A 24,996-nucleotide genomic window follows, 5' to 3' on the forward strand; every position below is an offset into this window, starting at 1 on the left:
CCCCGAGGAGCCATACCGCGTGATCATCTGGGTCAACGGACCGTTCGGCGGCGGCAAGACCACCACGGCGCAGCTCCTGCACCAGAAGCTCGACGGCAGCCTCGTCTTCGACCCCGAGGAGGTCGGCTTCATGCTCCGCAGCATCCTCCCCGGGCGTGAGAAGGACTTCCAGGACCTCGCCCCCTGGCGCCCCCTCGTCGCCGCCACCGCGCTCGAGCTCCACGCCTTCAACGACGGGCGCCCCCTCATCGCCCCCATGACCCTGCTCAACCGCCCCTACGCCCACGAGATCTTCACCCGCATCCAGGCCACCGGAATCCCCCTGCACCACCTGCTCGTCCACGTAGATACCGACGTCCTGACCCAGCGCATCGCCGGCAGCCGGGAGTTCCCCGACGACGAGGAGCGTAGCGAGAAGGTCCGCAACTTCCGGCGCCGCAAGATTGACGCCTACGCCGAGGCCTGCACCAGCTGGCTCGCCCGTGAAGCCGAGGTCATCAACGCCAGCCACCTCACCCCCGAGCAGGTCGCCGAGCAGGCCCTCAAGCTCCTGGACCTTCCATGACCGCCCAGCGCACGGACGCGATAGCGCGCCTCGCCGGACCGGCCACCGTCATCGCCGACCACAGCTGTCCCGGCACCTCCACCACCGTCCTGCGACTGCGCACCCCCGGCGGCAGTCAGCTGATCCTCAAGACCAACACCAACGAGGAGACCTTTCGCCGCGAGCTGTACGCCCTCACCCACTGGGCGCCGGCCCTCCATCCGCACGCCCCCCGCCTCCTGGACGCCGACGAGGAGCAGCGCCACCTGCTGATGACCGCCGTCGCTGGACAGTCGGTCAACACCCTCTCCCTGCCTCCGGGCGAGGCTCGGCAGGTGTACCGACAGGCAGGCTGGCTCATGCGCGCGCTCCACGAAGCCGCACTCCCCACCGTCCTGATCGACGCGCTGCCTACATCCGGCACCAGCTCGCCGACGGCACCGAACCTCTTACCGCCGCGGAGGCCACGCTCGCCCTCGAGGCTCTTGTCCTGCTCGAGGAACTCCAGCCCTGGCCCGCCGTTCCCTCCCACCTCGACTTCACCTCCCGCAACCTCCTGTGGGAACCAGGCCTACCCGCTTCACGGACACCCCAGCTTGGCGTCATCGACTTCGAAACCAGCCGCTACGAGGCCGCCGGCCGCGACTTCCTGCGCATCACCCAGCGGACCCTGCGGATCAATCACGACCTCCGCCACGCATTCTTCAGCGGCTACGGACGCAACCCGACCCCCCAGGAGCACTACCTGATGCAGATCTGCGGCGGCGCCGACGCCGCTGCCATCGCCGTCAGCGCCACCAAGGCGGGTAACAACGCCTTCGCCGCCGAGGCGCAAGGCGTTCTCCATGATGCGCTGCGCCGATGGCCACCCGACCGGCCGGACTGATTCCCGACCTTCCCCGGATGCTTCCTTGGGTCTGTACGCCCAAGGGAGCATTCACTTCTTTGGGGGGATTGACGGTCCGTTGCTTACCTTGAGTTTTAACCTCCACCCGGTTATCAGGAGGCGCTGGGTGGCGTGAGCGGCTATGAGCAGGTCCGGCTGTGGTGGACCAAAAGCGGGCCGGCTTGGTGATGACGGCCGCCGTCGAGGCCCCGCGCAGGGGCCCGACAGCGAGTGACGTCAGGCGGACCGGCTGACGTCGTCGAAGTCGGTGGAGGCCGACAGCTCGGCCCATGCCAGCATGTCGCGCTCGAAGGTATCGCGTCCGGCCTGGACGAGCCGAAGCGCGTCGGTGCCGAGCAGCAGGCGCGTCGGCGGCTGGTCGGCCGCCACGATCTGCAGCACCGCGGCCGCGGCCTTGTCCGGGTCGCCCGGCTGGCGCCCGTTGCCGTGGACGCGCCGGGCGCGCAGCGGCTCGAACAGCTCGTCGTAGTCGGCGATCGCACGGGGTGCGCGGGTCATCGAGCGGCCGGCCCAGTCGGTCCGGAAACTGCCCGGCTCGACGGCGGTGACATGGATGCCGAAATCGGCGACCTCCTTGCCGAGCGTTTCGAGGATGCCCTCCACCGCGAACTTGCTGCCGTGGTAGAAGCTGAGGCCCGGCATGGTGATCAGCCCGCCCATCGAGGTGACGGCGATGATGTGGCCCGAACGGCGCTCCCGCATGTGCGGCAGCACGGCCTTGATCACCGCCACGGTTCCGTAGACGTTCACCTCGAACTGACGGCGAAGGTCATCCATCGACGACTCCTCGAAGAGGCCGTCATGGCCGTACCCGGCGTTGGCGACGAGTACGTCGACCGGGCCCAGGTCGCGCTCGGTCTCGTTCACGACCGTGTCCACCGCGTCGTGGTCGGTCACGTCCAGGATGCGGGCGTGCGCGTCGCCGGCGAGCGCCTCAAAGGCCCGTGCGTCGGCGGGCGTGCGCACCGTGCCCACCACCCGGTGGCCCGCGGCCAGCGCCGCGCACGCGAGTGCGCGACCCAGGCCGGTGCTGACGCCGGTGATCAGGAATGTCTTGGTGTCCGACACAGGAGTTCCCTTCGTGAGATACGAACAGAGGCCTACCGGGGCGGTTGGGCCCCGGTCGGTCTCGACACGTTCCACTTCAGCACCGGAATCGGCTGCTGATCGCCTTCCGGGGGGTCCGCTTCACCCCGGGGACAGCCGGACCGGGGGACTGCCAGTCCCCCCTTTCGCGGGCCGTCGGGGCGATCTTGGGCCTATCGTGAACGGCATGGACCGCAACACAGCTCTCGGTGAGTTCCTCCGCTCCCGGCGGGCACGGATCACCCCGCGCCAAGCGGGCCTGTCCGACGACGGCGGCACTCGGCGAGTGCCAGGACTGCGCCGCGAAGAGATCGCGCAACTGGCGGGCGTGAGCGTCGACTACTACGTACGCCTGGAACGCGGACGCCGACTGAACGTCTCCGAGACCGTGCTGGACGCCATCTCCCGCGCCCTACGCCTCGACCCCGTCGAACGCACCCATCTCTTCCAACTCGCCAAGCCCGCCGCAGGCAGACCCCGCCGCACGGCGACGCGCCCGCAGCCGGTCCGCCCGGGGCTGCGCGACCTGCTCCGGATCCTCGAGCACACCCCCGCCCTTGTCCTGGGCCGGCGACTGGACGTACTTGCGTCCAACCCGATGGCACGCGCGCTGCTCACCGACTTCGACGCGCTGCCGCACCGCGAGCGGAACCTGGTGCGGTTCATGTTCTGCGACGAGACCGCCCGCTCGCTGTATACCCACTGGGACACCCACGCCCAGGACATTGTCGCCTCGCTCAGGCGCGACGCCGGACGCCATCCCCACGATCCGCTGCTGGCCGAACTCGTCGGCGAACTCTCGATCACGGACGAGGACTTCCGCCGCTGGTGGGCCGACCAGAACGTGTATCGGCACACGCATGGCACCAAACACTTCCACCACCCGATCGCCGGCCCGCTCACCCTCCAATACGAGTCCCTCACCCTGCCCGCCGACCCGGACCAGCGGCTGAGTGTCTACACCGCCGAGGCAGGCTCCAGCTCCGAAGAGGCGCTTCGGCTACTGGCCGCGTGGATACGGCAGCCCGAGACCTCGCACGAGCAGCAGCACGCAGATCATTAGACGCCCGGGTCCGCGAGGAGCGGTCGGCCATCGTGGCTGCGCCCCATGAGCTGGGATGGGCGATATGGAACACCGCAGACCTTGCGCACACCCCACTGCCGGTGCCCCGACACCCTCGTCGAGGGGAAGAACCAGGATTGAGAGCAATGCGACCTGCCCCTTCGTGCCGCGCAGCAACTCTCAACACGTAGTCAGAGGTTAAAGCTCGAGGTCAGCTTGTTCCTTATGGTCGGCCCCGGCCGTGTGGTCACTCTTTGGAGTGATCGCAGGGTATGGGGGCGACCTTCCTCGTGATCCTGAACTCTGCGACGAGATGCAGGAGTTCACAAGGAAGGCCGTGGGATGAGTGTGCTGGTGCGTGCTGGCGAACGGGACGCGTTCGCGGAACTGTCACGCATTCGGACGGCCTTCTACGGGTGTCTGTCCGCGCGGGCGGACGCGTTCTTCGAACTCGCCGACGCGCTGCTGTGCGCGGACGGGCCGACTCGGACGCCGGTGGAGCTGTCACTGCTGGCCGAACACCAGCGTGGTTACGGCTCTCTGTACGGGGCCTTGAACCACGGCCGGCTCGACACCGATGCCTTATGTGACCTGCTGATATCCCTGCCTCTGCCACGGTTCGGCGGACGAATCGTGCTCACCGTGGACGTCTCCCCGTGGCTGCGGTCAGACGCCGCCTGCTCGCCGGAGCGGCTGTTCTGCCTGGCCCACGGTCGCAACGGCCGCTCATCGGACCACGTGGTGCCAGGCTGGCCGTACTCGTTCGTCGCCGCGCTCACTACGGACCGCACCTCGTGGACGCAGGTCCTGGACGTGGTGCGGCTGGGGCCCGCCGACGACGACGCGGCCGTCACCGCCGGCCAGCTGCGGACCGTGGTCGAGCGCCTGGTCACGGCCGGCCAGTGGCGGCGCGGCGACCGGAATATCCTCGTCGTGATGGACGCGGGCTACGACGTGATGCGCCTGGCCTGGATGCTGCGCGACCTGCCCGTCGAGCTGGTCGGGCGCCTACGGTCGGACCGAGTCCTGCGGCTGCCGAAGCCGCCGCGCGTCTACGACCCCAAGGGCGGCCGGCCGCCCAAACACGGACCGCAGTTCCGTCTCGCGAAGCCGGAGACCTGGCCCGAGCCGGCGGTAGTGACCATGAACGACACACCCCGCACGGCAAGGCCGAGGCCCGCGCGTGGGACCGGGTCCATCCCCGGCTCACCCACCGCTCGGCCTGGATCGACCTGGACGGCGAACTCCCCGTGGTCGAGGGCACGTTGATCCGCCTCAAAGTCGATCACCTGCCCGGTGACCGTGACGCACCACCGGTCTGGCTGTGGTCCTCGGCCACCGGAGCGAGGCCGGCCGACGTTGACTTCATCTGGTCGTGCTACCTGCGCAGATTCGACCTGGAGCACACGTTTCGCCTGTTCAAGCAGTCCCTGGGATGGGCCCGCCCGCGGCTACGCGATCCGCAGGCGGCGGACCGCTGGACGTGGATCGTCATCGTCGCGCACACCCAGCTTCGCCTCGCCGTCCCTCTCACCACCGACCAGCGCAAGCCCTGGGAGAAGACCACCCGCCCCGGCACCGCGCTCACCCCCACCCGCGTCCGGCGCGGCTTCAGGAACATCCGCCCCCACCTCGGCAGTCCGGCCCGTGCACCCAAACCCACCCGGCCGGGACCAGGACGACCACCCGGCTACAAGAACCAGCACCCCGCCACCCGCTACGACGTGGGCAAAACCGTCAAGCGACCCGAGACGCTGATCGAACGCGACCGAAACAGACCGCAGCGATCACGACCATGAATACAGAAAGTGACCCCCCGATGTTAAGAAACAAGCTTACTAGCTGTGCTTAATCCCCTGATCTGTGACGCGCGGTGACGGTTGACAGAGTCGTTCAGGGATGCGTCGGAACCGGACTCGCGTTCGGGCCGAACTGGGATGGTTCGTATGCGAAGGGGTGCTCTTCCGGTCGTTCGTGGTGACCTTGGGGTGGTCGGCGGACTCTGCGAGTAGGTGCGGGCCGGGGTTCCTGCGGCCGGTGGAGCGTCGGCCCTCCGGCCCGCCTGGGGAGGGCACCGTGTCCGAGACGATCGGCAGTGTGCCGTGTGAGCGATTCGAGGTTCTGGTGGACCGGTCGGTGGAGCTGGTCCGGGTGATGTCGGGGTGCCAGTTCTCGCTGGGGGACGTCGCGCTGGAGATCGCTTCGCTGCGTTCCCACGGCGGGGACATGACGCTGGGCGAGGACGAGCTCGGGGTGGAGGGCGCCTTACGTGAGTTCGCCCAGGCGATCGGGCTCTCCTTCCATACCGTGCGCACGTATCGGTGGGTGGCCGCGCGGTGGCCGAAGGACCAGCGGCAGGAGGGGGTGTCCTTCGAAGTGCACCGGATTCTGGCGTCGGCGCCGGACGCGTACGAGCTCATCAAGAGTCCGCCGGTCAATGAGCGGACGGGCCGCAGCCAGTGGAGCGGGGACGCGGCGAAGCGGGCCGCGGGCTGGTCGACCGCGACGCCGGTGACGGTGGAGGAGAAGGTCGAAGCCATCCGGGACCTCGCGGCCGACGAGACGGTGGCGGCCCTGGCGGCCTGTGATCTGCTGCGCCGGCCGGAGGTGGCTTTCAAGGCGATGCAGGACCGGCAGGCCAGGGATCTGGTGAACCACGCCCAGTTCGACCAGGCCGAGTTCGTCGAGGACGAGGGCGAGGAGGACTGGTGGGATGAGCCCGAGGCCGAGGACGACGGGGGCGGGGACGACTGTGATCCGGCCCGGATCGTGCGGGGCTTCCACCGGGCGATGGAGTTCACCGACCTGATCGGGGTCTGCCAGGGATTTGTTGCCGGGGCGAGCCGGCTGGTGCCGAAGCTGCGCGGCCGGGAGTTCACCGAGTCGCAGCTTGGTCTCGTGACGCGGCAGCTGGAGAAGGTCAGGGCGAGGGCCGACTGGATCGAGACGGCGGTTTCCACGGGCAGGGTGGATCTGGATGAGGCCCTGGCCGAGCTGCTGCGGGGCCAGTAGCCATGAGGCGGCGGGCGGGACAGCCCGCTCATGGGCACGGAAACGCGGTCCGCAAGGCCCTGCTGGAGGCCAGCCCGGCCGGGCTGTCACTGAAGCAGCTGGTGAAGGCCACCCGGCGGACGCCGGCGCAGGTGTGGACGGGCATCCGGTTCCTGCGGAAGGTCGCGGTCAAGGCCGATCTGCCGCCCGTGACCTATAGCCGTGTCGAAGGCTTCCAGCTGTCTGAGCAGCCTGAGGTCTGGATCGCTTATGAACGGGCGGTCTTCCGGGCCGAGCTGCACCGCATCACGAACTTCATCGCCGGGATCGTCGCCCCGCACGCCAAGAAGGCCCCTGAGGATGAGTGGGCGCGCCTGGTCCTCGACCAGCTCGGCGGCGTCAAGGCCACCCTCGAAGTTCTCACCCGCATGGAACGCTGATCATGATGCGCACCGCCACTGAGACGCCGGCGGCTCCGGCCATCCGGCCGCGGCACTACCCGAGCGATACCACGGACGAAGAATGGGCGATCCTGGAGCTGCTGCCGCCGCCGGCCTGCACTCTCCCCTCAGGGGGAAGGCCGGAGGCTCACCCGCGGCGCAATGTGGTCGATGCCATCAGATATGTCAATGACAACGGCTGCAAGTGGCGTTCCGTCCCCGTCGACTTCGGTGTTCCCTGGCGCACCGTTTTCGGGTTCTTCCAGCGCTGGCGGGACAGCGGCGTCCTCGCTCGCATCCACAGCGAGCTCCACCAGAGGGTCCGCCTCCACGACGGGCTCAACCCCCGGACGGTCGCGGTGATCCTGGACTCCCAGTCCGTCAAAGGCGCCGAGACGGTGGGAGCCGCCACCCGCGGCTACGACGCCGGGAAGAAAATCAATGGCCGCAAGCGGCACCTGGCCGTTGACATGCGCGGCATGCCCCTGACGTTCATGGTCGCCCCCGCCACCAACCGCGATGACCAGCCCGCCCGCGACCTCCTCTTCCGCCTCCGCCTCGCCCACCCCGAGGTCACCGTCGCCTGGGCCGACTCCGCCTACGGCGGCGAACTCGTCCGCTGGACGAAGTCCTTCCTCAGCATCACCCTCCACACCGTCCCCCGGCGCAAAGACCAGGACGGCTTCCCCGTCCTCGCGAAACGGTGGCGAGTCGAACGCGCGATCTCGTGGGTCATGCGAGCCCGCAGAAACGTCCGCGACTACGAGCGGCTCATCTCCCACAGCGAAGCCCACCTGACCTGGACCATGATCACCCTCATGGTCCGTCGCCTCACCCGACCGCCCCGGCCTCCGCGCTCGGAGCCTCACCCCGTCGAACGACCCGAAGCCGTCGCCAAGCCCAGGCCGATCCGCATCCGGGCCCAGCAGCAGCCACACACCATCCGCCTCGCCCCCACCACCCTCGCCTGAGCCGTTTTCATCAGCCCGGCCTGCCTTGCCGCCATTCCGCCCTGGGCCCGCAGCTGGCCGCCGAGACAGACCCCAGAGGTGTCTCTACTTTCCGTCGGCCTCCGCGAGGGTGCGGGCGACAAGAGCGTTGGCATGGCCGTGCCCCAGGCCGTGTTCGGTCTTGAGCCAGCTGACCAGCTCCATGTGCTTAGACAGCGGTGACGTACGGATGAGGTTCTTCCACTCGGCTATGGGCCGGCCGTACTTCTTTTCGATCGACGGAAAGTAGCTGGCCGGGCCCTTCACAGGTTCAGTCATAACCGCAGCATGTCACCCACCACTGACAACGCAGCCTGCCGCCCATCACAGAACGTCACAGATCAGCAGTTCTGGCACAGCTAGTTGCGAGGCCAGCGCCCAACTTTCCAGCGGAGTAAGGCTTCGGCGCAGGGCCTCGATCAGATTGCGGCGCGAGAGGTTGACGACCAGGACGTGGTGGTGCAGCTGGGTGTGGTTGCCTGCGGTGCGGCACAGGTCGATGACCACGGACAGTGCCGGGCGCTGGCACGGGTCCTTGGCAGAAGTCGCCCACTCCTGACCCTGCGTCGGGGCAGCGTACTTTCTCTCCGGGAGCCGTAGCGATAAGGATGTCTCCGGTATCAAGCAGCTCAAGCAGCCCGTGAGGAAGTGAGCCCAGTGAGGACCGAGACGAGCAGCCCGCCGATGAAAGGGGTGAGGATGAACAGCCCTAAGCCGTGGCCCAGGTGGCCTGTCACTCTCGGCCTTGCAGTCCTCGTACCCCTGATCCTGGCGGGTTGCGGATGGCTCAACGTGGGCGGGGACGGTCTGCTGATAGCCGCCAGCGTCGTGATCGCCCTGCCCCTCCTGGTCGTGGCCGGCGCCCTGTGCGGAGCCGGGCCCGGCACCTGTGTGGTGATCCTCGGGTTCGCCTTCGTCCTCTTCGCCGGGCCTGCGATGGACGACTACGTGCTGGATCAGCGCGGCGTTCGGTACGAGGCCGTGATAGACGACGTCAGCAGCTACCACAGGAAGCACGATACGGGGCATACCTGCACCGTCGTCCGGTCGGACTCCGGACAGAGTCTGACCTACCGGATCGACGACTCCGACGGTTGCGAGAAGGACTTCGAGCCGGGGCAGCGCGTGACGCTGGTGGTGGATCCCAAGGACTGGCTGGCGACAAGGCTGAGCAGCAAAGCCAACGGGCTGTCACACGGCATGGCCTGGACCGTTGGGGGGCTGTTGGCGGCCATGGAGGCCTTCATCCTCTACGGTCGGCTACGCCGCCGGCCCCGCTTCGCCTGATCTGCGGACACACCTTCCGCGTAGAAACTCGTCTTCGCCGGCGACGCCAGCCCCTTCCCGCTGTGCGGGCGCTTCGGCTCCGGCGGCATCGAGAAGACCGACTGTCTGAGGGGCCTCGGGCGGGGCGTGCGCGACGCGGGCAGCAGCCCAGCGCCGTGATGCAGAAGGCCGGGCGTCCAGGGTGAGGGCCGTCACGGTCCAGCAGGCACCCCGGCAGCGTTGAGCCCACGAGCCCCTTCCCACACCAGGCTCTGGGTACCGCATTACGCTAAGGATCGGCATGCGCAGCGACCTCGCCCCCTTCAAAGCCCGCGGCCTGCGCTGCGTGGCCGAGCTCGACCAACGCGGCCGCGACTTCCTCGCCAGCCCTTGAGTCAGCCGCCCGACCGCAGCGGGGTCTCGGCGTACCGGCGGACGACCGGCTCCAAGTAATCTGCATGTGGCCCCGCCAGGGCGTAGCCGGCTGTCGTGGACAGCGCTGAGGGCTGGCCGCGGTGACGGGCGGCGAACAGGGCGGGGTCGTGCACTCCGCGGTCCAGCAGCACCTCGTCCAGAGCCGTGCGGCCGTGCAGCTCTTCCACGTCCCGTCCGGCTGCTTGATGGCGCGGTGACGGCGGTGCACTAGGGGGTGTCCGACTGGTCGGTGCGGCATGCGGTTGCTGGTGCTATTCGGGGCGCTCGCTGGCAGCTGGGGGTGCGGGGCTGTCAGCGGGGTTGTGGGGGCCCTGCGGGGGGATGGTGTGGCTTTGCTGTTCCAGCAGGGTCGCCTTGGCTTCCATGGGGCCTGCCATGTAGGCGAGGAGGCAGGCGGAGGCGATGAAAGCCATGTGGATGATCGTCCCCCACAGCAGTTCCTGGCGGGGGGTGTGGTGGATGTTGACGAACATCTGCAGCAGGTGGATGGACGAGATGCCCACGATCGCCATGGCGAGTTTGACCTTGAGCACGTTCGAGTTGACGTGCGAGAGCCATTCCGGCTGGTCCTTGTGGCCCTGGAGCCCGATACGGGAGACGAAGGTCTCATAACCACCGATGATCACCATGATCAGCAGATTGGCGATCATGACGACGTCGACCAGTTTCAGGACGCCGAGCATCACCATGTTCTCGTCCGAAGCTCCAGTGACCACACCACGGATGAGGGTGCGGAGCTCGCCGAAGAATTCCCACACGTAGACGGCCTGGGCAGCCACGAGCCCGAAGTACAAGGGTGCCTGGAGCCAGCGGGTGGCGAACAGGGCGTAGCCCAGTGACGGTACGGAGCCGTTCGCCGGAGGAGGGGCTGCCTCGTACGTGCCGCGCGTGCGCAATCGCTGCTCCGTCTCGTCGCCGGCGGTCGCCTATCAGCCCACCACTGCCCCAGCGGTCGGCGGGTTACGTGCGGCTGGCGCAGACTTCCCTCGTATAGGGGACCACGGTCTGTCCGGCAGGTCATGAGCGGAGCCAGAGGCGCAGGGCAGCGACGGTCACGGTGCCGTGGAAAATGTACGCCCTCTTGTCGAATCGGGTGGCGGCCGCGCGGAAGCCCTTGAGGGCGTTGATTGTTCGCTCGACTTCGTTGCGGCGCTTGTAGATTGCCTTGTCGAAGCCGGTGGGCCTGCCGCCCGCGCTGCCGCGGCGCTGGCGGTGGGCCCGCTGGTCCTTGCGTTCGGGGATGGTGTGCTTGATCTGCCGACGCCGCAGGTACCGGCGATTCCGGCGGGAGTCACGCCGCGGCACACCGGTCCGCTGCCGGAAGAGAAAAGCCGTTGATCACCCTGCGATGACTCTTCCAACGACCGCCTCGTCCCATGTTCTTCGGCAAGTGCGGCTCCAGCCGAGCCCACTCCTGATCCGAGAGATCGCCCCGCCACACACTGACTGAGCGTTTGGTCCTGTCTCAGGGTGATGTGTTGCGGTTTTCCGGTCCCGATACCCGGAGGCTGAAGGGGCAGTGAGACGACTGGCCGTTGATGTGGCGGCAGATGCCTGTTTCGCTCCGGCACCTCCTGTCTCATCCCAAGCCGTCCCGGCCCATGACCCTTCGCCCGCTGGCCAGGCCGACCGCCGCGCGAGGTGGATGCCGTGCAGGAGAGCGGAGCCCTGGTAGCCGGAGGCGTTGTGGACCAGGGGCGAGAGGAGTTCGGCAGCCCGTGTCAGGAGCGACGGCGCGTGGGCGGGGTAGGCGCGTGCGAGGAGGACGTGGGCGCGGCCGTTCTCGGCATCGCACTCGGTGATTGCCATGGCAACTTGCTGCCCTCTGGCGTGCTTGTCCACTTACGCTGAGGCCGAAGCGTACTGACGACGGGACACCCGGCGTACGGGGCATGCTCGTCGGCCCCCGTCACCAACTGTCCGTGGCCAATGGCGCCATCACGGCATGGTGCCCATCATCAAATCCTGGTCACGGATAGAAGCGTGGCTCGCCCTGCATGCCCCGGCCACCTACGCGAGCCTGGCTCCCCCAGCCAACCAGGAGGCACTCGCCATGACCGAGAAAGCGATCGGTATGCGGCTGCCCGGGCCGTTGACCGAGATTCTGCTGCTTCACAACGGGACGGGCTCCCAGACGCTGCTGCCCTCAGGGTGGCACCTCCTCAGCGCCGAAGGCATCGCCAGGACCTGGGCGCTGCGTACCGAGATCGCGGGAAACGATGCGGATGATTTTCACTACGATCCTGCTGCGGAGTTCGGGCCGTGGTGGGACCGGCGCTGGGTTCCCTTTGCCAGCTTCGGAAACGGTGATCACCTGGTGATCAGCCAGCTCGGCCGGATCGGCGACGCCTGCCATGAGGATGGTTGCCACTTTGACGCCCACCCGATGTGGTCCTCGCTCACGGCTCTGTTCGCCCATGTCGCATCGGCCCTGGAATCCGGCAACAAGCTCCACTACTACCAGCGAAGCGTCGACAAGGACGGCGAGCTGGAATGGGAAGTCCTCTGACCGCTGCCCTCCACAGCTGCGGCTTGCAGGTCCATCCCCGCCGCAGCGAGGCCTGGCCTGGAGATCTTCACCGTTGTCACAGCTGCTGCACTGGCGGGATTCCCACCGGATTGGCCAGTGCCGTCAGCGTCAGGCCCGTGCCCCGAGGCCGGTTCGCTCGTTGGAGGACTTGAGTGCATGTCCACCTGCGCCGGGGTCTACCCCGTCTCCCAGGTCCCGGCGCGGGACGCATGCACGGGCCGGGCTGGTCTATTTGCGTTTCGCGCGGTCGGCTGCAACTGTGCTGGCCTCGGGGCCGAGGGCAGCCACCCTGAGCTGGCAGGCCTATTGCAGGGCCCGTTTGCGGGCTTCGTCTTCGCGGGAGCTGACCCGGCCGGTGAGGACCAGGGCGACGATGCTTGAGGGGATCCATCCCCACTTGGCGACGAAGTCCGCGATCGTGCCCACGACCGAATCATCGTCGGTGAACCAAGCGACGGCGACCGCCACCATGCCGGCGAACAGCCAGCCCTTCCAGATGTTCCTGCGCGCGTCCTTCGCCGCTGCCTTGACGTCCTTGTATCCGTCGCTCATGGAGCCCTTTCCGTCGAGGTTCCCGGATCCTAACAAGCGAGTCGGGCCCGTCGACCGGCGACGTCGTGGTGCTGTCGGCCGTGACGAAGAACGAGATCGGTCGCGTCGATGCGAAGTCGTCCGTCGCGAGTGGCGGTAACCGCCCCTGACTTGCCGGGTCTGACCGCGTGGTGATGCGAGGGTTGGTGAGGTCAGCAAGGGCTCGCTCCCGTCGCGACGGCCCCCGATGGGCCGGTTCACGCAACAGGTCACGTCAGAGGGCGGGATCACCAGGCCTCCTGCAGGAAGGGAAGCGTGTCATAGAGAAAATGGCCGAGCATCAGGGGGAGCAGCCGCCGGGTGCGCAGGTACAGGCCTACGCCCGCTGCGCCGAGGAGGATTGCGGCGAGAGCTGGAGCTCCAATGAAGAGGTGGGTGGCTACGCGCAGGCCGATGCTGATCGCGTATGCGGTCCAAAGCGGAAGCCTGGCTGCGCGGGTGAGGATCACGACTGTGGCGACGATCACCAGTTCTTCCAGCACGCACGTGTAGACGACGTTGCTCACCGGGTGCAGCGTGCCGGACCAGCCCAGCACCTCGTCCTGGCTCCGGGCCGGGACGAGATCCGGCCACCAGTACGCTAGCCAGCCGGAGTAATAGACGGTCAGGGCAGAAGCGACGTACATGCCTCCGCCGGCCACGATCCACTTCACCAGACCCGCCGGTCGTGGCTCGCGTTGCCCGCTGTGCAGGACACGCCGGGGTGGGGTGCCGTGCCGGTGCAGCAGGTTCAGCGTCAGCCACGCGGCCAGGGCGGAGAAGGCGAGGTTGAACACCGCCCGCCCGGCCAGCGAGGGCAGGAGCGGCGCCAGGCACGCCGCGGTGATCACCGGCAGTGCCAGGTAGGCCTGCCACCGGCTGGCTGTGCGCAGCGTACGGATCAGCCAGATCCCAGCGGCTAACGCGGACAGCGGGCGGATGGCCGGTGCCCCGTGGGCCAGCAAGGGGTTCGTAGCGCCGTACAGGCTGGAGAGCTGTGTCGCCGACGCCCACAGGGCCACAGCCAACGTGACCGCAAGTAAACCCGCCCAGTGTCAGCAGCGCGCTTCTTCGCTCTTTCCAGGACGGCCGGCTCTCGGACGGCGTGAGGGCGGCCGGGGGCGGCGGGGCGGCGGCGGGATGGGCGGGCGTGGCCATGATGCTCCAGGCGTGATCAGGAAGCGGAAGGGGGGTGTGGTCAGCGGCGTTGGGCGTGGATGAGGAGTGAGGGGATCGGCCGGTGGGGGTGGTCCGGGTTGGCCAGGCGCGTCAGGTGCTGGATGGTGAAGTCGCGTGCCAGCAGGGACTGCCACAGGGCCGGGGCGAGGACCCAGCGGGGGAGCGTCACGGTGGTGCCGTTCGGCTGGGGCAGGAGCGCCGACGAGGACTCGGGGTAGGCGTTTACCGCAGTGCCGTCGGCGTGTTCAGCCATCGCCGCGATCACCAGCCGTCGCCCGGGCACAGTGCTGCGGCGGCCGCGGCCAGGAGCAGGTAGGGGTCGGTGAAGCAGGCGGCGCCGAACCGCGAGAAGCACACGTCGTACACGCCGGGCCGCTGGGCGAGGTGACGGACGGCGTCCTCCGTCACGTACCGCAGCCCGGGCAGGTGGCCGAAGCGGCGGCGAGCGAGTGCGGTAGCGGTCGGGGAGCTGTCCACGCCCACGCCGTCGGCGCCGTGCTCCTGGACGAGGTGGGCGACGACGAGTCCGGTGCCGCAGCCGACGTCGACGACCCGGCGGCCGCTCACGGGGCCGAGGAGTTCTGGTCCGGGTCCGTAGCTGTCGTAAGCGTCCCAGCGGAAGGGGTCGCCGGGCGTGCGTGCGGCTTCGGCCAGGCTGCGCTGGCGGCCGTGATGGGCCCACGGGTCGGACACGATCGGTTCCACGGTGATGCTCTCCTCACGTTGACGGCCGGCGGAGCGGCGGGTGGGCTGCCGCTCCACCGGCCATGGGGTCAGTCCTGGTCGGCGATGAGGGTCTGGAGGGAGGGCATGCACAGGCTGGGGTGTTGCAGGAGGTGCACGTGTCGCTTCTCGCGCAGGACGGTCTCCACCGTGCAGCCGATCGTGTCGCGGGCGTAGCGCATGACGCGTTCGGAGCTGGTGTGGCCGCGCACCCAGACGGCCGAGATGTGGCGGGCGGCGTAGTCCACGGCCCACCAGGCGAGGAGCTGCCCCAGCCGCCGGTGCTGCGGGGCGGGGGTGGTGAACAGGCCGCCCACCATGAGGGCGGGTTCGGCCTGCTGCTCGGGCATCTACCCGCAGGACGAGGACGAGGGAAGGAGGGCGATGGTCCCCAAGGGACGGTTGTCCTCGGTGACCACCCACACGACCGGTCGCCCGTCCTCGCTGCTGAGGAAGAAGTCGATCAGAAGAGTGCGGGCGGCCTCGAGGACAGTCCGGGCCCGGGGCGCAGGGTTGAGGGAGCGATCAGGTCGGACATCAGGCCGGTGACAGCGATCTCGTCGCTCTTCGCAGCCGGCCGCACCATGTAGCCCGGCGCGCGCATGCCGTCTGCCGGGTCGGCGGTACTGCCTGTGCCAGTAGAAGTGCGTGTGGAGGAGGGGTCGTTCATGACGGCTGTCCCCTGATGCTGTCTACGCGGATGGCGTCGGCGAGGAGCAGGGCCTGGCTGGCAGTGGCGCGGCCCAGGGCGATCCGGTCGGGACGGGAATCGGCACAGTCCGCACAGACAGGCTTGGCAATGGCATCGATGAACCCGCCCGCGGCGGCTGCCAGGAGAGGGCGGAGGCGGTCGGTCAGGTCGTGGATGGCCTCATAGCTGTCCAGAGGGACATCGCCGGCTTGCTGGTCGCCGCCGAGGAACCGCCACAGGCGGGCGGCGTCGGCGGCGCTGATGTCACCGATATCGACTCCGGATTCGGTGGCGCGAACGTCCGGGGCTTCGATGCCGGCGTCGCCCCAGACGGTGCGCAGACGGAGGGCGGCGGCCTGTACGTCGGACAGGTGGGCGAGGACCAGGAAGGCAAAGAGCATCGCGTCCTGGGCTGTGGCCAAGGCGATCTCCAATGCCGGCTCGATGCGGACGACGGTCCGCACCGTCGCCCGGATCTGGTGCTGGGCCAGCGCCTCCTGCAGAGCGCGGGCCATCTGCTCGACAGGCAACAGCGGGTCGACGGCATCCGTGCCGGGGAGAAAGGGAGCGGTGCTGTCCGGGGCGATCGTGACGGTCACAGTGGGCGCCTCCTTGCTGTCCCCGACTGTGAGGACCGGCAGGGTGTTGCTGGCCCGCAGCGCCTTGTCAACGGCCTGGGCGGCGGAGCGTGCATTCGTACGAGACGACGGCGAGGGGACCGCCCTGGGCGAGCGACTGGTGTTCATGATCGGTGTCTTTCTGGTGCGGGGAGTGGTCGGGGTCAAGGAGCGTGAGGAGGCCGTAGGGGGTGAGAGCGGTGGGGGTGCTCGGGTGGGCGGGGTGTCCGTAGCCCCAGGCGGCATGGATGTGAGGGGTGCCGGCACGGTGGGCGCATTCCTCGTCGACGGCCATGTCGCCGACGTAGACCGCGCACGCCGGGTCGACACCGAGGTCCACCAGGGCCAGCAGCAAAGGATCAGGGGCCGGCTTCCCCCGCCGGATGCACCCAGAGGCACGGAGGGTGACAAAGGGCCAGCCGAACCGGCCGGTTAGCTCGACGGCAGCCTCCGGGGACTTCGACGTCACCACCGCAACCGGCCAGCCCGCACGGCGGAACGCCCGCAGGACTTGGCTGATGCCGGGGAACGGCCGTGCCAGGTGGGAGGCGTTCCGGGAGGCACTCCGGTAGGTCTGCGCCGGGCCGGGCGAGGAATCCAGGCCGAGGAGGCTCATGATCTCGCCGAAGGGCCAGCCCAGGTGCTGGGCATAGGCGCTGAAGGGGATGCTCAGATCGTGCCGGGAGCACATCTGCTGCCAGGCCGACTTCATGACCGGCAGGGTGTCGACGAGGACCCCGTCCAGATCGAACACCAGGGCCCTGCCCAGTACCGGCTGGCCCGGCAGCAGGACTGAAACGGTGGTAGCGGCAGCAGACCACTTAGGATCCGTCACGTGGCCGCCCCTCGTGTCCGGCAGCCCGTGCCTCCCGGCGGGTCCACCAGCTGGCCGGCCACCCTGGCCAGGGCCTGGCGTAGTTTGCGGGGCGAGGTGATGCCACCGGGCGCCACCACCCACCGCACGTCCCGGGCCATCCCCAGCGCACCGGACAACGGCAGCTCGATGACACTGCCCTTGCGCATCACCCGCACACCGCGCACGCCAGGCCAACGCCGCGCATGCCCACGGGCGATGAGAAACATCCAGGCCCCTGACGAGCTGGCCACGACAGGCCCGATGCCGGTACCGAGGTAGGCGAGGACCCGCTCACCGATATCTGCCGGGACCCGGACCGCGTCCCAGCCGATACCGCACGGGGCCCGGTGCACGCCGCCCGCCGGAAGACGTACCGGCGAGGGCCGGCCGTCTCTGGGGGCGGCGTGCACCTGGTAAGGGTCCAAAGCGACCAGCTGGTCCCGTGAGGTGGTCACTGCGTTGCCCCCACTTGCTGGGGCGATGCGAGGAGCGCGGGGCGTGAACTGTGCCTGCGGGCCATACCGGCCTCGGTGAGAAGGCCGTAGCGCCAGGCGAGACGGACACCGTGAGCGGGCGTGCGGCCTCCGAGCCGTGCCAAAAGTCCTAGATTGGCAGAAGTAAGCACATAGCGGGGCGTGCGTGTGGTGTGGCTGAGCTGCCCGATGGTGACTCCGCGGATGTGAGCGCCGAGCACCAGGCGCTCCTGGGCGCTGAGGGTGGGTGCGGTGTCCTCGAAAGGCTGTGGGGCGGGGAAAGAGGGGTGGCAGTAGCAGGCGTGCACGAGCGCCGGCAGCCGGCGGGGCGAGCCGAGCAGCCTGGCGGTGGTGCTGAGATACGACGCCAGGGTGCTCATCTCGATCCCCATCGCCCCGGCAGCCTGCCGATACGTGTAGCCGTGCGCGAGGAATGTGATCACCGTCCGGTGTGCGAGGGACAGGAGCCGGGCGGTGCAGATCGCCTCACACTCGCGGGGAGGTAACAGACGGGCCAGCTCAGACGCGGGAGCAGCCGGGAGCAGTGAGCTTGGGGGACCGGGCACAGGCATGGCAGGGGCTTTCCTGGGAGGGACATGCGGGCAGCAGCATCAGGTCGCGGGGCCGGGCTCAGCGGTGGGGCTGGTGATCGGACGGGGCAGTGCTCTCCAGTTCGAGGAGGGTCGAGGTTGCGTGGGCCGGGCGCCGCAGGTGTCCTCGCGCCTCCTCCTCTCCTGTCGGCGCGGGCACGGTGACCAGTCGTCGAGCACGGTCAACCGCCTGCCGGGCGGGATGGCCGTGGCGGCCGATGAGGAAGGAGGCGTTGACCGTGAGTCGCTCGAGGAGCGTGATGAATTGCGGCGTCAGCTCGCGGACCTGCCCGGGGCTGGGCGCGGCGAATTCGCCGGTGACCTGCTCCAGGAGGTCGTAGGTGGCGTCAGCGTCGGCGATCTCGCAGAACCGCTGGTCCTGGCACAATCCGTCCCGAGGCTACGGCGGACGACCGGACGGAGACTGAACGAACCTGCCCAGGCTGCGCTGCCCTGTACCGGCCGCCACGTAGACCGTGGATGCTGGATTCACCGGGCGCCCCGGCGCTCGGTCCGGCTGACGTAGGCCCATACGGCCAGGTGGCCGCTGGGAAGGCGGCGCCATCCCCAGATGGCCAGTGACTCCACAAGGAGCAGCCCACGACCGTGCTCGGCGTCGTCACCAGGACCATCGGCCGCGCGGCACGCAGCGAGCAGCGCCTCTGCTTCGCCGCCTGCGTCTTCGACCTCGATGAGGACCGAACCGCCGGCTTCGGTGACGCTCAGACCGATCTCCGCGCAGTGGGCGGGAGTGGGGTGCTGGAGGGCGTTGGTCAGCAGCTCGCTGACGATCAGCTCCACCCGGAACACCTCGTCATCGCCGATCGCCCACCGGGCCATCAGAGCGGTGACCGTGCGCCGGGCCTGCCTGACGGCCTCGCGGTCAGGAGCAACCCCCATGGCCTCCTGACGCGACGCACGTAACCGGGGACGCTTACGCAACGCCGGCACAGTGACCCCAGCGCAGGAACTGGCCCCAGCGCTCTGCAGGCTGCCGCGTTCAGCACGGTGGGGGCGCAGTCTCGTCACCGTCCTCACGCCTGACCACCACCCCGAAGCGCGCGGTACGGAAGGAAGCCGTAGGGAAGATCCTGATGAGACATGCCGAGGGCTTGAACCACGCGGTACGGAGCGGCGGAGGGTTCCTGGCCGACCGCCCACCGGTGGTTGTCCAGAAGAAGCCCCTGACCCGCCCTGAGCCTGACGACAACCGCCACCCGGGCCAGGACATCCTGCAGCTCGACGAGGTGATCGCGGGCAGCGGGATACCAGTCCACGAGAGCATCCAGCCGGAGCCGCAGCGCCACCCGCCCTCCAGTACCGCAAGCAAAGACAGCACTGCGCACGCCCCCGCTGCCACCGAAGAACGCCGCCGACGGATCCGAGAAGACCGCTGCCGCCGCCGGGTAACGTCGGCGCATCGCGCGATACAGCTGCAGCCCGTCCACCAGCCGGAAAGCAGCACCCTGATCGGGGGCCCGGAGGCAAGCCAGCACCTTCAGCCGGGCCGGGTGAACAAGCGTGCAACCAGCGGTCGCCAGCTCCGCATCTCCGTGGCCGCTCAGGGCGGTGACGCGCAGGCCCAACTCGTGGAGGCGAGGGACCGTTGCCAACCCGTCAGGGCCACTGTCTCTCTGGCGTTGAACCTTCATGGCCCGGGGAACAACACGGGCCACCGACTCCCGGTCGGCCAGCCCCTGCAGCCGGACAGCTCCCGTGCTGCGCAGTTGCGCGACACACTGCTCGACACTGGCGGTGCTCAGGGTCGGCACGAGCATGATGGCTGCCTCCATGCCGCGGGCAGGAGGCCTCCTGGCACGTGTCACCGGCTGAAGTGGTGCGGCAGCTCTTGAAGCGGGCATGACGGCATCACTCTCCTGAGGTGTGGAGCGCAGAACGGGGCGTGTGGCAGGCCAGTCGGCGACTGCCAAGGCTGAGGCGTCGTATGGCAGCGCTCCGCTGGCGCGGGCATGCCGCTCCGGCGGTGCGGCAGGACGGGCCCGGCAGGATGTGGCCTGTGATCCCCCTGGGAATGATGTGCACCGAATTCCCCCTTGAATCATGGGCAGTTGTAGGTACGGTGAGCCAACCGCGAGTGGCATCCGGCGGGTATGCGTTTGTGGGGAGCAACCGCGCCAACGGTGCCAAAGATCGTTTTGGAGACGGGAGGGCTCCATGGCTCGCACGCGCAACGACAAGCTCGCGGCGGTGATCAGGGAAACCGGCTGGACGCAGGCCCAAGTAGCCGCCCGCTTTGTGAAGGTCGCCGCCGAGACGGAGGCCCATGAGCTCACGAGCGCAACGCGCTCGCATGTCTCCATGTGGCTGATGGGTGCGGCCCCCAGCGGCCGGGCACCCCTTATCTTGTGCGAGACCCTTGCGCGAGGCCTTGGCCGCCCGGTCTCCCTGACGGACATCGGCCTCGCTGCACCGACCCCAGGGGCGCCGCAGCCCCTGGGATGGCACGCCGACACACTGACCGCGCTCCATGACCTCGGGGGAGACGACATGGACATACGCCGACGACACCTTCTGACAAACGCCGCCTACTCGGTTGCTGGCCTCTCTCTTCCCACCGGCCCCTGGTGGGAAGAGACAGCCGAGCACGCGCGGCACCGCTCGCCCGGAACAGCCCGCCGCGTGGGCAGCACAGACGTGGAGGCCATCCGGGAACTCGTGTCCTTCTTCTCCCTGCGCGACCAGCGGCGCAGGTAGGCCACGGCCGCCAAGCCGTCGTCGCCTACCTGCGATCCGACGTCGCCGCCTGTCTGAGCGGCCGCTTCCCGAGCGAGGCCGTACGGCGCGAAGCGTTCTCCGCCGCCGGCGAGCTCGCCTACCTCAGCGGCTGGATGGCCTTCGACAACTGCGAGCACGCCACCGCCCAGCGCTACTTCACCCTGGCCACCAAGCTCGCCGCCGAGGCCAGCGACCCGGCTCTGGTCGCCCACATCCTGCGTGCCATGGCCCACCAGGCCGTCTACCTCGGTCACTACCTCCAGGCCCTCAACCTGGCCGAAGCCTCCATGAACCGCCCCCGCTACACCCTCGCCACCCCTCGCGAACGCGCCCTCCTCGGCGTCGTCCACGGCCGCGCCCTGGCCGCCTCCGGCCGCAAGAGCGACGCCCTGGCCGCCTTGCAACGCGCCGCCCGCGACCTCGCCACCGTCCGTCCGGGCGACGAAGAGCCTGGTCGTGTGTGGTTCTTCCAGGAGGCGAGCCTGTCTCACGAAACGGCCTGTGCGCTCCGGGACCTGGGCGACTTCAAGAGCGCCGAGAAGGAGTTCAAACGCAGCGTGCGCACCAGGAAGGCCAGCGCGTTCACCCGCACCCATGCCGTCACGCTCGGATACCTCGGCGCCGTGCAAGCTCAGCAGGGCAGCGTCGAAGCGGCCTGCGCAACCTGGTCGGCGGCTCTGGACACGATGGACGGGATCCAGTCCGGCCGGGCCCGCGACACCGTGGCCACGATGCGCCGCGTGCTCTCCCCCTTCCGCCAGCGGGGCATCCGGACCGTCGCCGACGTCGATACACGCGCCGCGAGGATCTTGAGCGGAGTAGCCTGACCCGGCCAAGGCAACCAACAGCCGACGGGCCGGGGCGCTGCGGGGCCCGCGGCGGGGAGAGGGGAGTGGGATGACCACCGAGCCGATACAGGCAGAACCCATCGCGACCGTGATCGGAGGACGCGCCGAGCCCACGGACGACTACTGGGGCGGCACCTGCTCCATCATCCGCCTCCACGACCGCTTCCCCGTGAAGACCGTCCAGGGCCTTGAGGAGTTCTCCCACCTCATCGTCACGTGGCACTTCCACCTCGCCGCGCCCGATGACGTCGCGCTCCACGCCCGCAGTCCCCGCAACAACCCACGATGGCCGGCCACGGGCACCTTCGCCCACCGCAACCACCGCCGCCCTAACCAGCTGGCCACCTCCTTTCCCCGCCTGCTGCGCGTGGAAGGACTCGACCTGCACGTAGCCGACCTGGACGCGGTAGCGGGAACACCCGTCATCGACCTGGCCCCCTACTTCCCGGCCATGGGACCGCAAGGCACCGTGCGGGTGCCGCAGTGGGTGGACGAGATGCTGCCGGACTACTGGACCACCCCCGGCAGGCCCTGACCCGGCACGTCGCAGGCACCCGGCACTCGCGGACCCGCACGGAGGGGAAACCGTCAGGGACCCACTGGTCTCACCGACCAGGGTGGAGACCGCTCGCGCCCAGCCGGTCTGCCCCGGCGCGCCAGGAAGCTGCCGAGCGTGGGCAGCGGTCCGGACACGGGAACGGCGGTGAGGGTCAGTCTTGGAACCGCGCATTCTGGCACCCCCTTCGGCAGTTGGAGGAAGTGGGTGCTGTCCAGAAACGCTGAGCAGCACCCACCCCGTACTCGGGAGCCGGGGTGGTCAGGGCATCCGGCTGCCGTGTACCTACGGCCTCGGCAATCGCCGAGGGATCGCAAGAGTCCTCGAATGCTCCGCCCGCAGCAACCGTCAAATTGGCGGAGCCCGTGAAATGAGAGGGAGAGATGACGGGGTCAGAGGCTGGACCCGTCAGAGGGTTCACGGGTCCCTCCCCGGAACGTTTCTTCGTTCACTACTCTCTGGGCGCAAACGGCGAGTTGGGAGGGAGTCGGGGATGGGTCTGCACACAGCTCGGCAGGAGATTTCGTGCGCGCAACGCTTACGGAAGGAGGGGCGCGCCAACGCGTGGAGTGCGGAGCAGATCGCTGCCGCGATCCATGAGTGCTGTCAGGTCAGCAGGCTCTAGGGCGCACCGTCTGGCGCGCGGTCTCACCCAGGACGAGGCCGTGGCTCGCCTGCTGCAGCTGGCCGAAGACCAGGGGATGGAAGCGCCACGCATCAATGCAGATCAGCTCAGACTGTGGGAATCCGATCAGCATCAGCCCCGCGAGACGACGGTCAAGCTCCTGTGCTGGCTGTATGATGGCCCACTCAGCCTTGGCCTCCGCAAAGCAAACACCCTCCCGGAGCCCGGGCAACGTCTGGCAGCAACGATGCCGGTGCCGGCCGACGCGCCTTCTCCGCTCGCCGGGCTTACGAGTCATCACCTGGCCCTGCTTCCTGACCCGGTGGGGGACCGGATCGAGGCCAAGCGTCGCTCCCTGAACCGGACCCTGGCCATGGCGACCGTGAGCGCGGACCAGCTCGACGACCTCGACGAGAGCATCCGCTGCCTTCGCCGGCAGTACCTCTACACCGCGCCCGTCGTGATGCTCCAGGCCCTCTTCAACCAGCTGGATGAAGTCGAGGGCCTGTCCGCCGAACGGCAACCCGGCGCCGTACAGGTCCGGTTGTCCGAGATGACCGCGCTGCTCGCCACGCTCATGGCCGATGCCCTCATGAAACTCGGCCGCCTGGAACGCTCACGCGCCTGGTACGACACCGCACAGAACGCAGCAGACGACAGCGGCATCCTCGAACTCCGCGCCCGTGTACGGGCCCAGCGCGCCATGTTCCCGTACTACTACGGCCCGCTGACCGACGCCGTCTCCCTCACCCGGGACGCCGGACGACTCGCCCGGGGCTACAAGGGACGCCCCACCGCCACGGAGGCCTTCGCCGCAGCTGCAGAAGCCCGCGCCCTCGCCCGCCAGGGCAACACCTCAGCCGCCGAGGCAGCCATCCGCTACGCCCGCCAGACGTTCGAGCAATGCGACCCGGGCCCGGACGACGATGCCTTCTCCTTCCCCGCACGCCGCCTGCTCTTCTATCTAAGCGGCGCCTACACCGCCCTGGGACACACCAGCCAGGCCCGCCGCGTCCAGGAAGAGGCCTTGTCTCTCTACCCTGCCCGGACCGGAATCGACCCCGCCCTCCTGCGCCTCGAAGCAGCCATCTGCCTGGCCAACGACCGCAGCCCCACCGAAGCATGCCAGCTCGCGACCGCCACCTACCTGCAAGTCCCCGCCGAGCACCGCACACCGATCCTGGAAGAACGCGCCCGGCACGTGATCGAAGTGCTCCCACCAGCGATAGGAGGCGGACCGGCGGCGAGAGAACTGACGGAAATCCTGGCCCTGCCCGCCGCGGATACGTGACAGCCCGGAAGACGATAGGCCAGCCTTGGCCCATGACAGCAGCGGCGCCGGCCCCCGGCGGCTTCACCGAGACCGAGATGCACCACGTCCTGGACCGCGCCTGCACGGCCGCCGGGCTCAACAGCTCCGATGCCCGGCTGCTACGCGGCCACACCAACGCCGTCGTCCTCCTGAACAGCGCCCCGGTCGTCGTGAAGATCGCCCGGCGCGGAACCCGCATCACCGACGTGGAACGCACCGTCCACTTCGTCCGCTGGCTGATGGAGCAGGGCTTCCCGACCGTCCCCCTCCACCTCGTCGGACCGCAGCCCATCGTCATTGACGAGCACGCCGTCACCTACTGGACGCATCTGCCCCAGCCCGTCGACCGGCCCGTTACCGCGGCACAGATCGCCAAGCCCCTCTACGCCCTGCACACCCTCCCGGCCCCGCCCACCAGCCTCCCGCGGCATGACAACGTCCGCGCGATCCGCTCCTCGCTCGCTGCGATCACGGCCCTGCCCCAGCAGACTCTCCGCTTCCTGCGCGACCGAGTGGACCGCCTGGAAGCCGACCTGGCCACGACGGACTTCGCCCTGCCCGAAGGAATCCTCCAAGGCGACCCCCAGCACCGCAACGCCCTCCACGACGGCGCCGGCGCAGTCCTGTGTGACTGGGACACCGTCTCCCTCGGCCAGCCGGAATGGGACCTCGTTACCATCGAAGTCCACTGCCGGCGCTTCGGACACGGCACCACCCACTACAACGACTTCGCCATCGCACACGGCTTCGACGTGACCAGCTGGCCTGGATATGAAACCCTCCGCGACCTGCGCGAACTGCGCATGGTCACCACCAACGCCCGCAAAGCCCACCACACCCCTGGCAGCCTCGCGGAGATCGAACGCCGCATCGAAGGCCTCTGCCACAGCGACACCGACCTGTCCTGGAACATCCTGTGACCAGCTCCCAGACAGAGGACGGACCGGCCTCAGCCAAGGCTGGTGACTG

Annotated in this window: 31 protein-coding genes and 2 pseudogenes; 15 read left to right on the plus strand and 18 right to left on the minus strand. The window is 68.9% G+C overall.

Annotated elements, in window-relative coordinates:
- Positions 1–19: 19 nt before the first annotated feature.
- From AS857_RS01405 to AS857_RS39750, 3 genes are read left to right on the plus strand one after another with little or no spacing between them, the layout of a single operon-like run.
- A complete protein-coding gene (locus tag AS857_RS01405; RefSeq protein WP_058041223.1) occupies positions 20–565 on the plus strand; it encodes an AAA family ATPase in 546 nt (181 codons plus the stop codon).
- Entirely contained in the window at positions 562–1,293 is a 732-nt protein-coding gene (locus tag AS857_RS42195) for a phosphotransferase (RefSeq protein ID WP_420823902.1), read from the plus strand. The genes AS857_RS01405 and AS857_RS42195 overlap by 4 nt, the downstream gene beginning before the upstream one ends.
- On the plus strand, positions 1,293–1,430 hold the full coding sequence (locus tag AS857_RS39750; RefSeq protein WP_160330163.1) for a hypothetical protein: 138 nt from the start codon (positions 1,293–1,295) through the stop codon (positions 1,428–1,430). The genes AS857_RS42195 and AS857_RS39750 overlap by 1 nt, the downstream gene beginning before the upstream one ends.
- Before the next feature lie 237 nt (positions 1,431–1,667).
- Here the strand turns inward: AS857_RS39750 and AS857_RS01415 are convergent, their stop codons facing one another.
- Entirely contained in the window at positions 1,668–2,519 is an 852-nt protein-coding gene (locus AS857_RS01415; protein ID WP_058041225.1) for an oxidoreductase, read from the minus strand.
- 205 nt (positions 2,520–2,724) lie between these two features.
- Here AS857_RS01415 and AS857_RS01420 point away from each other — a divergent pair, with 205 nt between their 5' ends.
- From AS857_RS01420 to AS857_RS01440, 5 genes and pseudogenes are all read left to right on the plus strand, one after another.
- Positions 2,725–3,600, plus strand: coding sequence for a helix-turn-helix transcriptional regulator (locus AS857_RS01420; protein WP_058041226.1), 876 nt, complete (start codon positions 2,725–2,727; stop codon positions 3,598–3,600).
- A gap of 342 nt (positions 3,601–3,942) precedes the next feature.
- Positions 3,943–5,399, plus strand: a pseudogene (locus tag AS857_RS01425) (NF041680 family putative transposase).
- A 277-nt stretch (positions 5,400–5,676) separates the two neighbouring features.
- The gene (locus AS857_RS01430) at positions 5,677–6,612 is read left to right on the plus strand and encodes a DUF6192 family protein (RefSeq protein WP_063804140.1); all 936 of its coding nucleotides are present in this window, start codon (positions 5,677–5,679) and stop codon (positions 6,610–6,612) included.
- Positions 6,613–6,614: 2 nt separating this feature from the next.
- The gene (locus AS857_RS01435; RefSeq protein ID WP_058041228.1) at positions 6,615–7,031 is read left to right on the plus strand and encodes a hypothetical protein; all 417 of its coding nucleotides are present in this window, start codon (positions 6,615–6,617) and stop codon (positions 7,029–7,031) included.
- A gap of 5 nt (positions 7,032–7,036) precedes the next feature.
- Entirely contained in the window at positions 7,037–8,002 is a 966-nt protein-coding gene (locus AS857_RS01440) for an IS5 family transposase (protein ID WP_216823930.1), read from the plus strand.
- 84 nt (positions 8,003–8,086) lie between these two features.
- Here AS857_RS01440 and AS857_RS01445 read toward each other — a convergent pair whose 3' ends face one another.
- Both AS857_RS01445 and AS857_RS01450 read right to left on the minus strand, forming a co-directional pair.
- Positions 8,087–8,299: a DUF4287 domain-containing protein gene (locus AS857_RS01445; protein WP_058041229.1), complete on the minus strand. Its 213-nt coding sequence runs from the start codon at positions 8,297–8,299 to the stop codon at positions 8,087–8,089.
- A 45-nt stretch (positions 8,300–8,344) separates the two neighbouring features.
- Positions 8,345–8,527: a hypothetical protein gene (locus AS857_RS01450; protein ID WP_058041230.1), complete on the minus strand. Its 183-nt coding sequence runs from the start codon at positions 8,525–8,527 to the stop codon at positions 8,345–8,347.
- 285 nt (positions 8,528–8,812) lie between these two features.
- Here AS857_RS01450 and AS857_RS01455 point away from each other — a divergent pair, with 285 nt between their 5' ends.
- Entirely contained in the window at positions 8,813–9,307 is a 495-nt protein-coding gene (locus AS857_RS01455) for a DUF3592 domain-containing protein (protein ID WP_160330164.1), read from the plus strand.
- A gap of 374 nt (positions 9,308–9,681) precedes the next feature.
- Here the strand turns inward: AS857_RS01455 and AS857_RS01460 are convergent, their stop codons facing one another.
- The 3 genes and pseudogenes from AS857_RS01460 to AS857_RS42510 all read right to left on the minus strand — a co-directional run.
- Positions 9,682–9,888 carry a hypothetical protein gene (locus AS857_RS01460; RefSeq protein ID WP_058041232.1) on the minus strand — a complete coding sequence of 69 codons (207 nt, stop codon included), beginning with the start codon at positions 9,886–9,888 and terminating at the stop codon, positions 9,682–9,684.
- Between the two features lie 84 nt (positions 9,889–9,972).
- Positions 9,973–10,617, minus strand: a complete 645-nt coding sequence (locus AS857_RS01465) for a TIGR00645 family protein (RefSeq protein WP_079109970.1) — start codon at positions 10,615–10,617, stop codon at positions 9,973–9,975.
- 121 nt (positions 10,618–10,738) lie between these two features.
- Positions 10,739–11,011: pseudogene (locus AS857_RS42510) on the minus strand (IS5/IS1182 family transposase); the annotation flags it as partial.
- A gap of 655 nt (positions 11,012–11,666) precedes the next feature.
- On the opposite strand from AS857_RS42510, the gene AS857_RS01475 reads away from it, so the two are divergent.
- The gene (locus AS857_RS01475) at positions 11,667–12,230 is read left to right on the plus strand and encodes an SMI1/KNR4 family protein (protein ID WP_063804132.1); all 564 of its coding nucleotides are present in this window, start codon (positions 11,667–11,669) and stop codon (positions 12,228–12,230) included.
- 324 nt (positions 12,231–12,554) lie between these two features.
- Here the strand turns inward: AS857_RS01475 and AS857_RS01480 are convergent, their stop codons facing one another.
- From AS857_RS01480 to AS857_RS01535, 12 genes are all read right to left on the minus strand, one after another.
- Complete coding sequence (locus tag AS857_RS01480) at positions 12,555–12,803, minus strand: hypothetical protein (protein WP_058041234.1); 249 nt, start codon at positions 12,801–12,803, stop codon at positions 12,555–12,557.
- A 266-nt stretch (positions 12,804–13,069) separates the two neighbouring features.
- Entirely contained in the window at positions 13,070–13,843 is a 774-nt protein-coding gene (locus AS857_RS01485) for a CPBP family glutamic-type intramembrane protease (protein ID WP_338058238.1), read from the minus strand.
- A gap of 176 nt (positions 13,844–14,019) precedes the next feature.
- Positions 14,020–14,253 (minus strand): hypothetical protein, encoded by a 234-nt coding sequence (locus AS857_RS01490; RefSeq protein WP_058041236.1) that lies wholly within the window; start codon positions 14,251–14,253, stop codon positions 14,020–14,022.
- 8 nt (positions 14,254–14,261) lie between these two features.
- Entirely contained in the window at positions 14,262–14,705 is a 444-nt protein-coding gene (locus AS857_RS39755; protein WP_160330165.1) for a class I SAM-dependent methyltransferase, read from the minus strand.
- Positions 14,706–14,773: 68 nt separating this feature from the next.
- On the minus strand, positions 14,774–15,073 hold the full coding sequence (locus AS857_RS39760) for a hypothetical protein (RefSeq protein WP_058041238.1): 300 nt from the start codon (positions 15,071–15,073) through the stop codon (positions 14,774–14,776).
- A gap of 316 nt (positions 15,074–15,389) precedes the next feature.
- Positions 15,390–16,013, minus strand: a complete 624-nt coding sequence (locus AS857_RS01505; RefSeq protein WP_058041239.1) for a hypothetical protein — start codon at positions 16,011–16,013, stop codon at positions 15,390–15,392.
- 67 nt (positions 16,014–16,080) lie between these two features.
- Positions 16,081–16,866 carry an HAD family hydrolase gene (locus AS857_RS01510; RefSeq protein WP_063804133.1) on the minus strand — a complete coding sequence of 262 codons (786 nt, stop codon included), beginning with the start codon at positions 16,864–16,866 and terminating at the stop codon, positions 16,081–16,083.
- Positions 16,863–17,054, minus strand: coding sequence for a hypothetical protein (locus tag AS857_RS39380; RefSeq protein WP_144440685.1), 192 nt, complete (start codon positions 17,052–17,054; stop codon positions 16,863–16,865). The genes AS857_RS01510 and AS857_RS39380 overlap by 4 nt, the downstream gene beginning before the upstream one ends.
- A gap of 284 nt (positions 17,055–17,338) precedes the next feature.
- The gene (locus AS857_RS01520) at positions 17,339–17,803 is read right to left on the minus strand and encodes a hypothetical protein (RefSeq protein WP_144440686.1); all 465 of its coding nucleotides are present in this window, start codon (positions 17,801–17,803) and stop codon (positions 17,339–17,341) included.
- Positions 17,804–17,990: 187 nt separating this feature from the next.
- Complete coding sequence (locus AS857_RS01525; RefSeq protein WP_058041242.1) at positions 17,991–18,338, minus strand: DUF6415 family natural product biosynthesis protein; 348 nt, start codon at positions 18,336–18,338, stop codon at positions 17,991–17,993.
- Positions 18,339–18,439: 101 nt separating this feature from the next.
- Entirely contained in the window at positions 18,440–18,850 is a 411-nt protein-coding gene (locus AS857_RS01530) for an ATP-binding protein (RefSeq protein WP_058041243.1), read from the minus strand.
- A gap of 134 nt (positions 18,851–18,984) precedes the next feature.
- Positions 18,985–19,728, minus strand: a complete 744-nt coding sequence (locus tag AS857_RS01535; RefSeq protein WP_144440687.1) for a Fe(II)-2OG oxygenase family protein — start codon at positions 19,726–19,728, stop codon at positions 18,985–18,987.
- 397 nt (positions 19,729–20,125) lie between these two features.
- On the opposite strand from AS857_RS01535, the gene AS857_RS42025 reads away from it, so the two are divergent.
- The 5 genes from AS857_RS42025 (at position 20,126) to AS857_RS01555 (ending at position 24,947) form a co-directional block, all read left to right on the plus strand.
- On the plus strand, positions 20,126–20,665 hold the full coding sequence (locus AS857_RS42025; RefSeq protein ID WP_338058235.1) for an NsdA family TPR-like regulatory protein: 540 nt from the start codon (positions 20,126–20,128) through the stop codon (positions 20,663–20,665).
- Between the two features lie 134 nt (positions 20,666–20,799).
- Positions 20,800–21,513 (plus strand): NsdA family TPR-like regulatory protein, encoded by a 714-nt coding sequence (locus tag AS857_RS42030; RefSeq protein WP_338058236.1) that lies wholly within the window; start codon positions 20,800–20,802, stop codon positions 21,511–21,513.
- A gap of 70 nt (positions 21,514–21,583) precedes the next feature.
- A complete protein-coding gene (locus tag AS857_RS01545; RefSeq protein ID WP_058041245.1) occupies positions 21,584–22,069 on the plus strand; it encodes an SAM-dependent methyltransferase in 486 nt (161 codons plus the stop codon).
- A gap of 686 nt (positions 22,070–22,755) precedes the next feature.
- On the plus strand, positions 22,756–24,006 hold the full coding sequence (locus AS857_RS01550) for an NsdA family TPR-like regulatory protein (protein ID WP_245699531.1): 1,251 nt from the start codon (positions 22,756–22,758) through the stop codon (positions 24,004–24,006).
- A 32-nt stretch (positions 24,007–24,038) separates the two neighbouring features.
- Positions 24,039–24,947: a phosphotransferase family protein gene (locus tag AS857_RS01555; RefSeq protein ID WP_058041246.1), complete on the plus strand. Its 909-nt coding sequence runs from the start codon at positions 24,039–24,041 to the stop codon at positions 24,945–24,947.
- Positions 24,948–24,996: the final 49 nt, after the last annotated feature.

Origin of the sequence: Streptomyces roseifaciens (assembly GCF_001445655.1) — a bacterium.
GTDB classification, from domain to species: Bacteria; Actinomycetota; Actinomycetes; order Streptomycetales; family Streptomycetaceae; genus Streptomyces; species Streptomyces aureoversilis.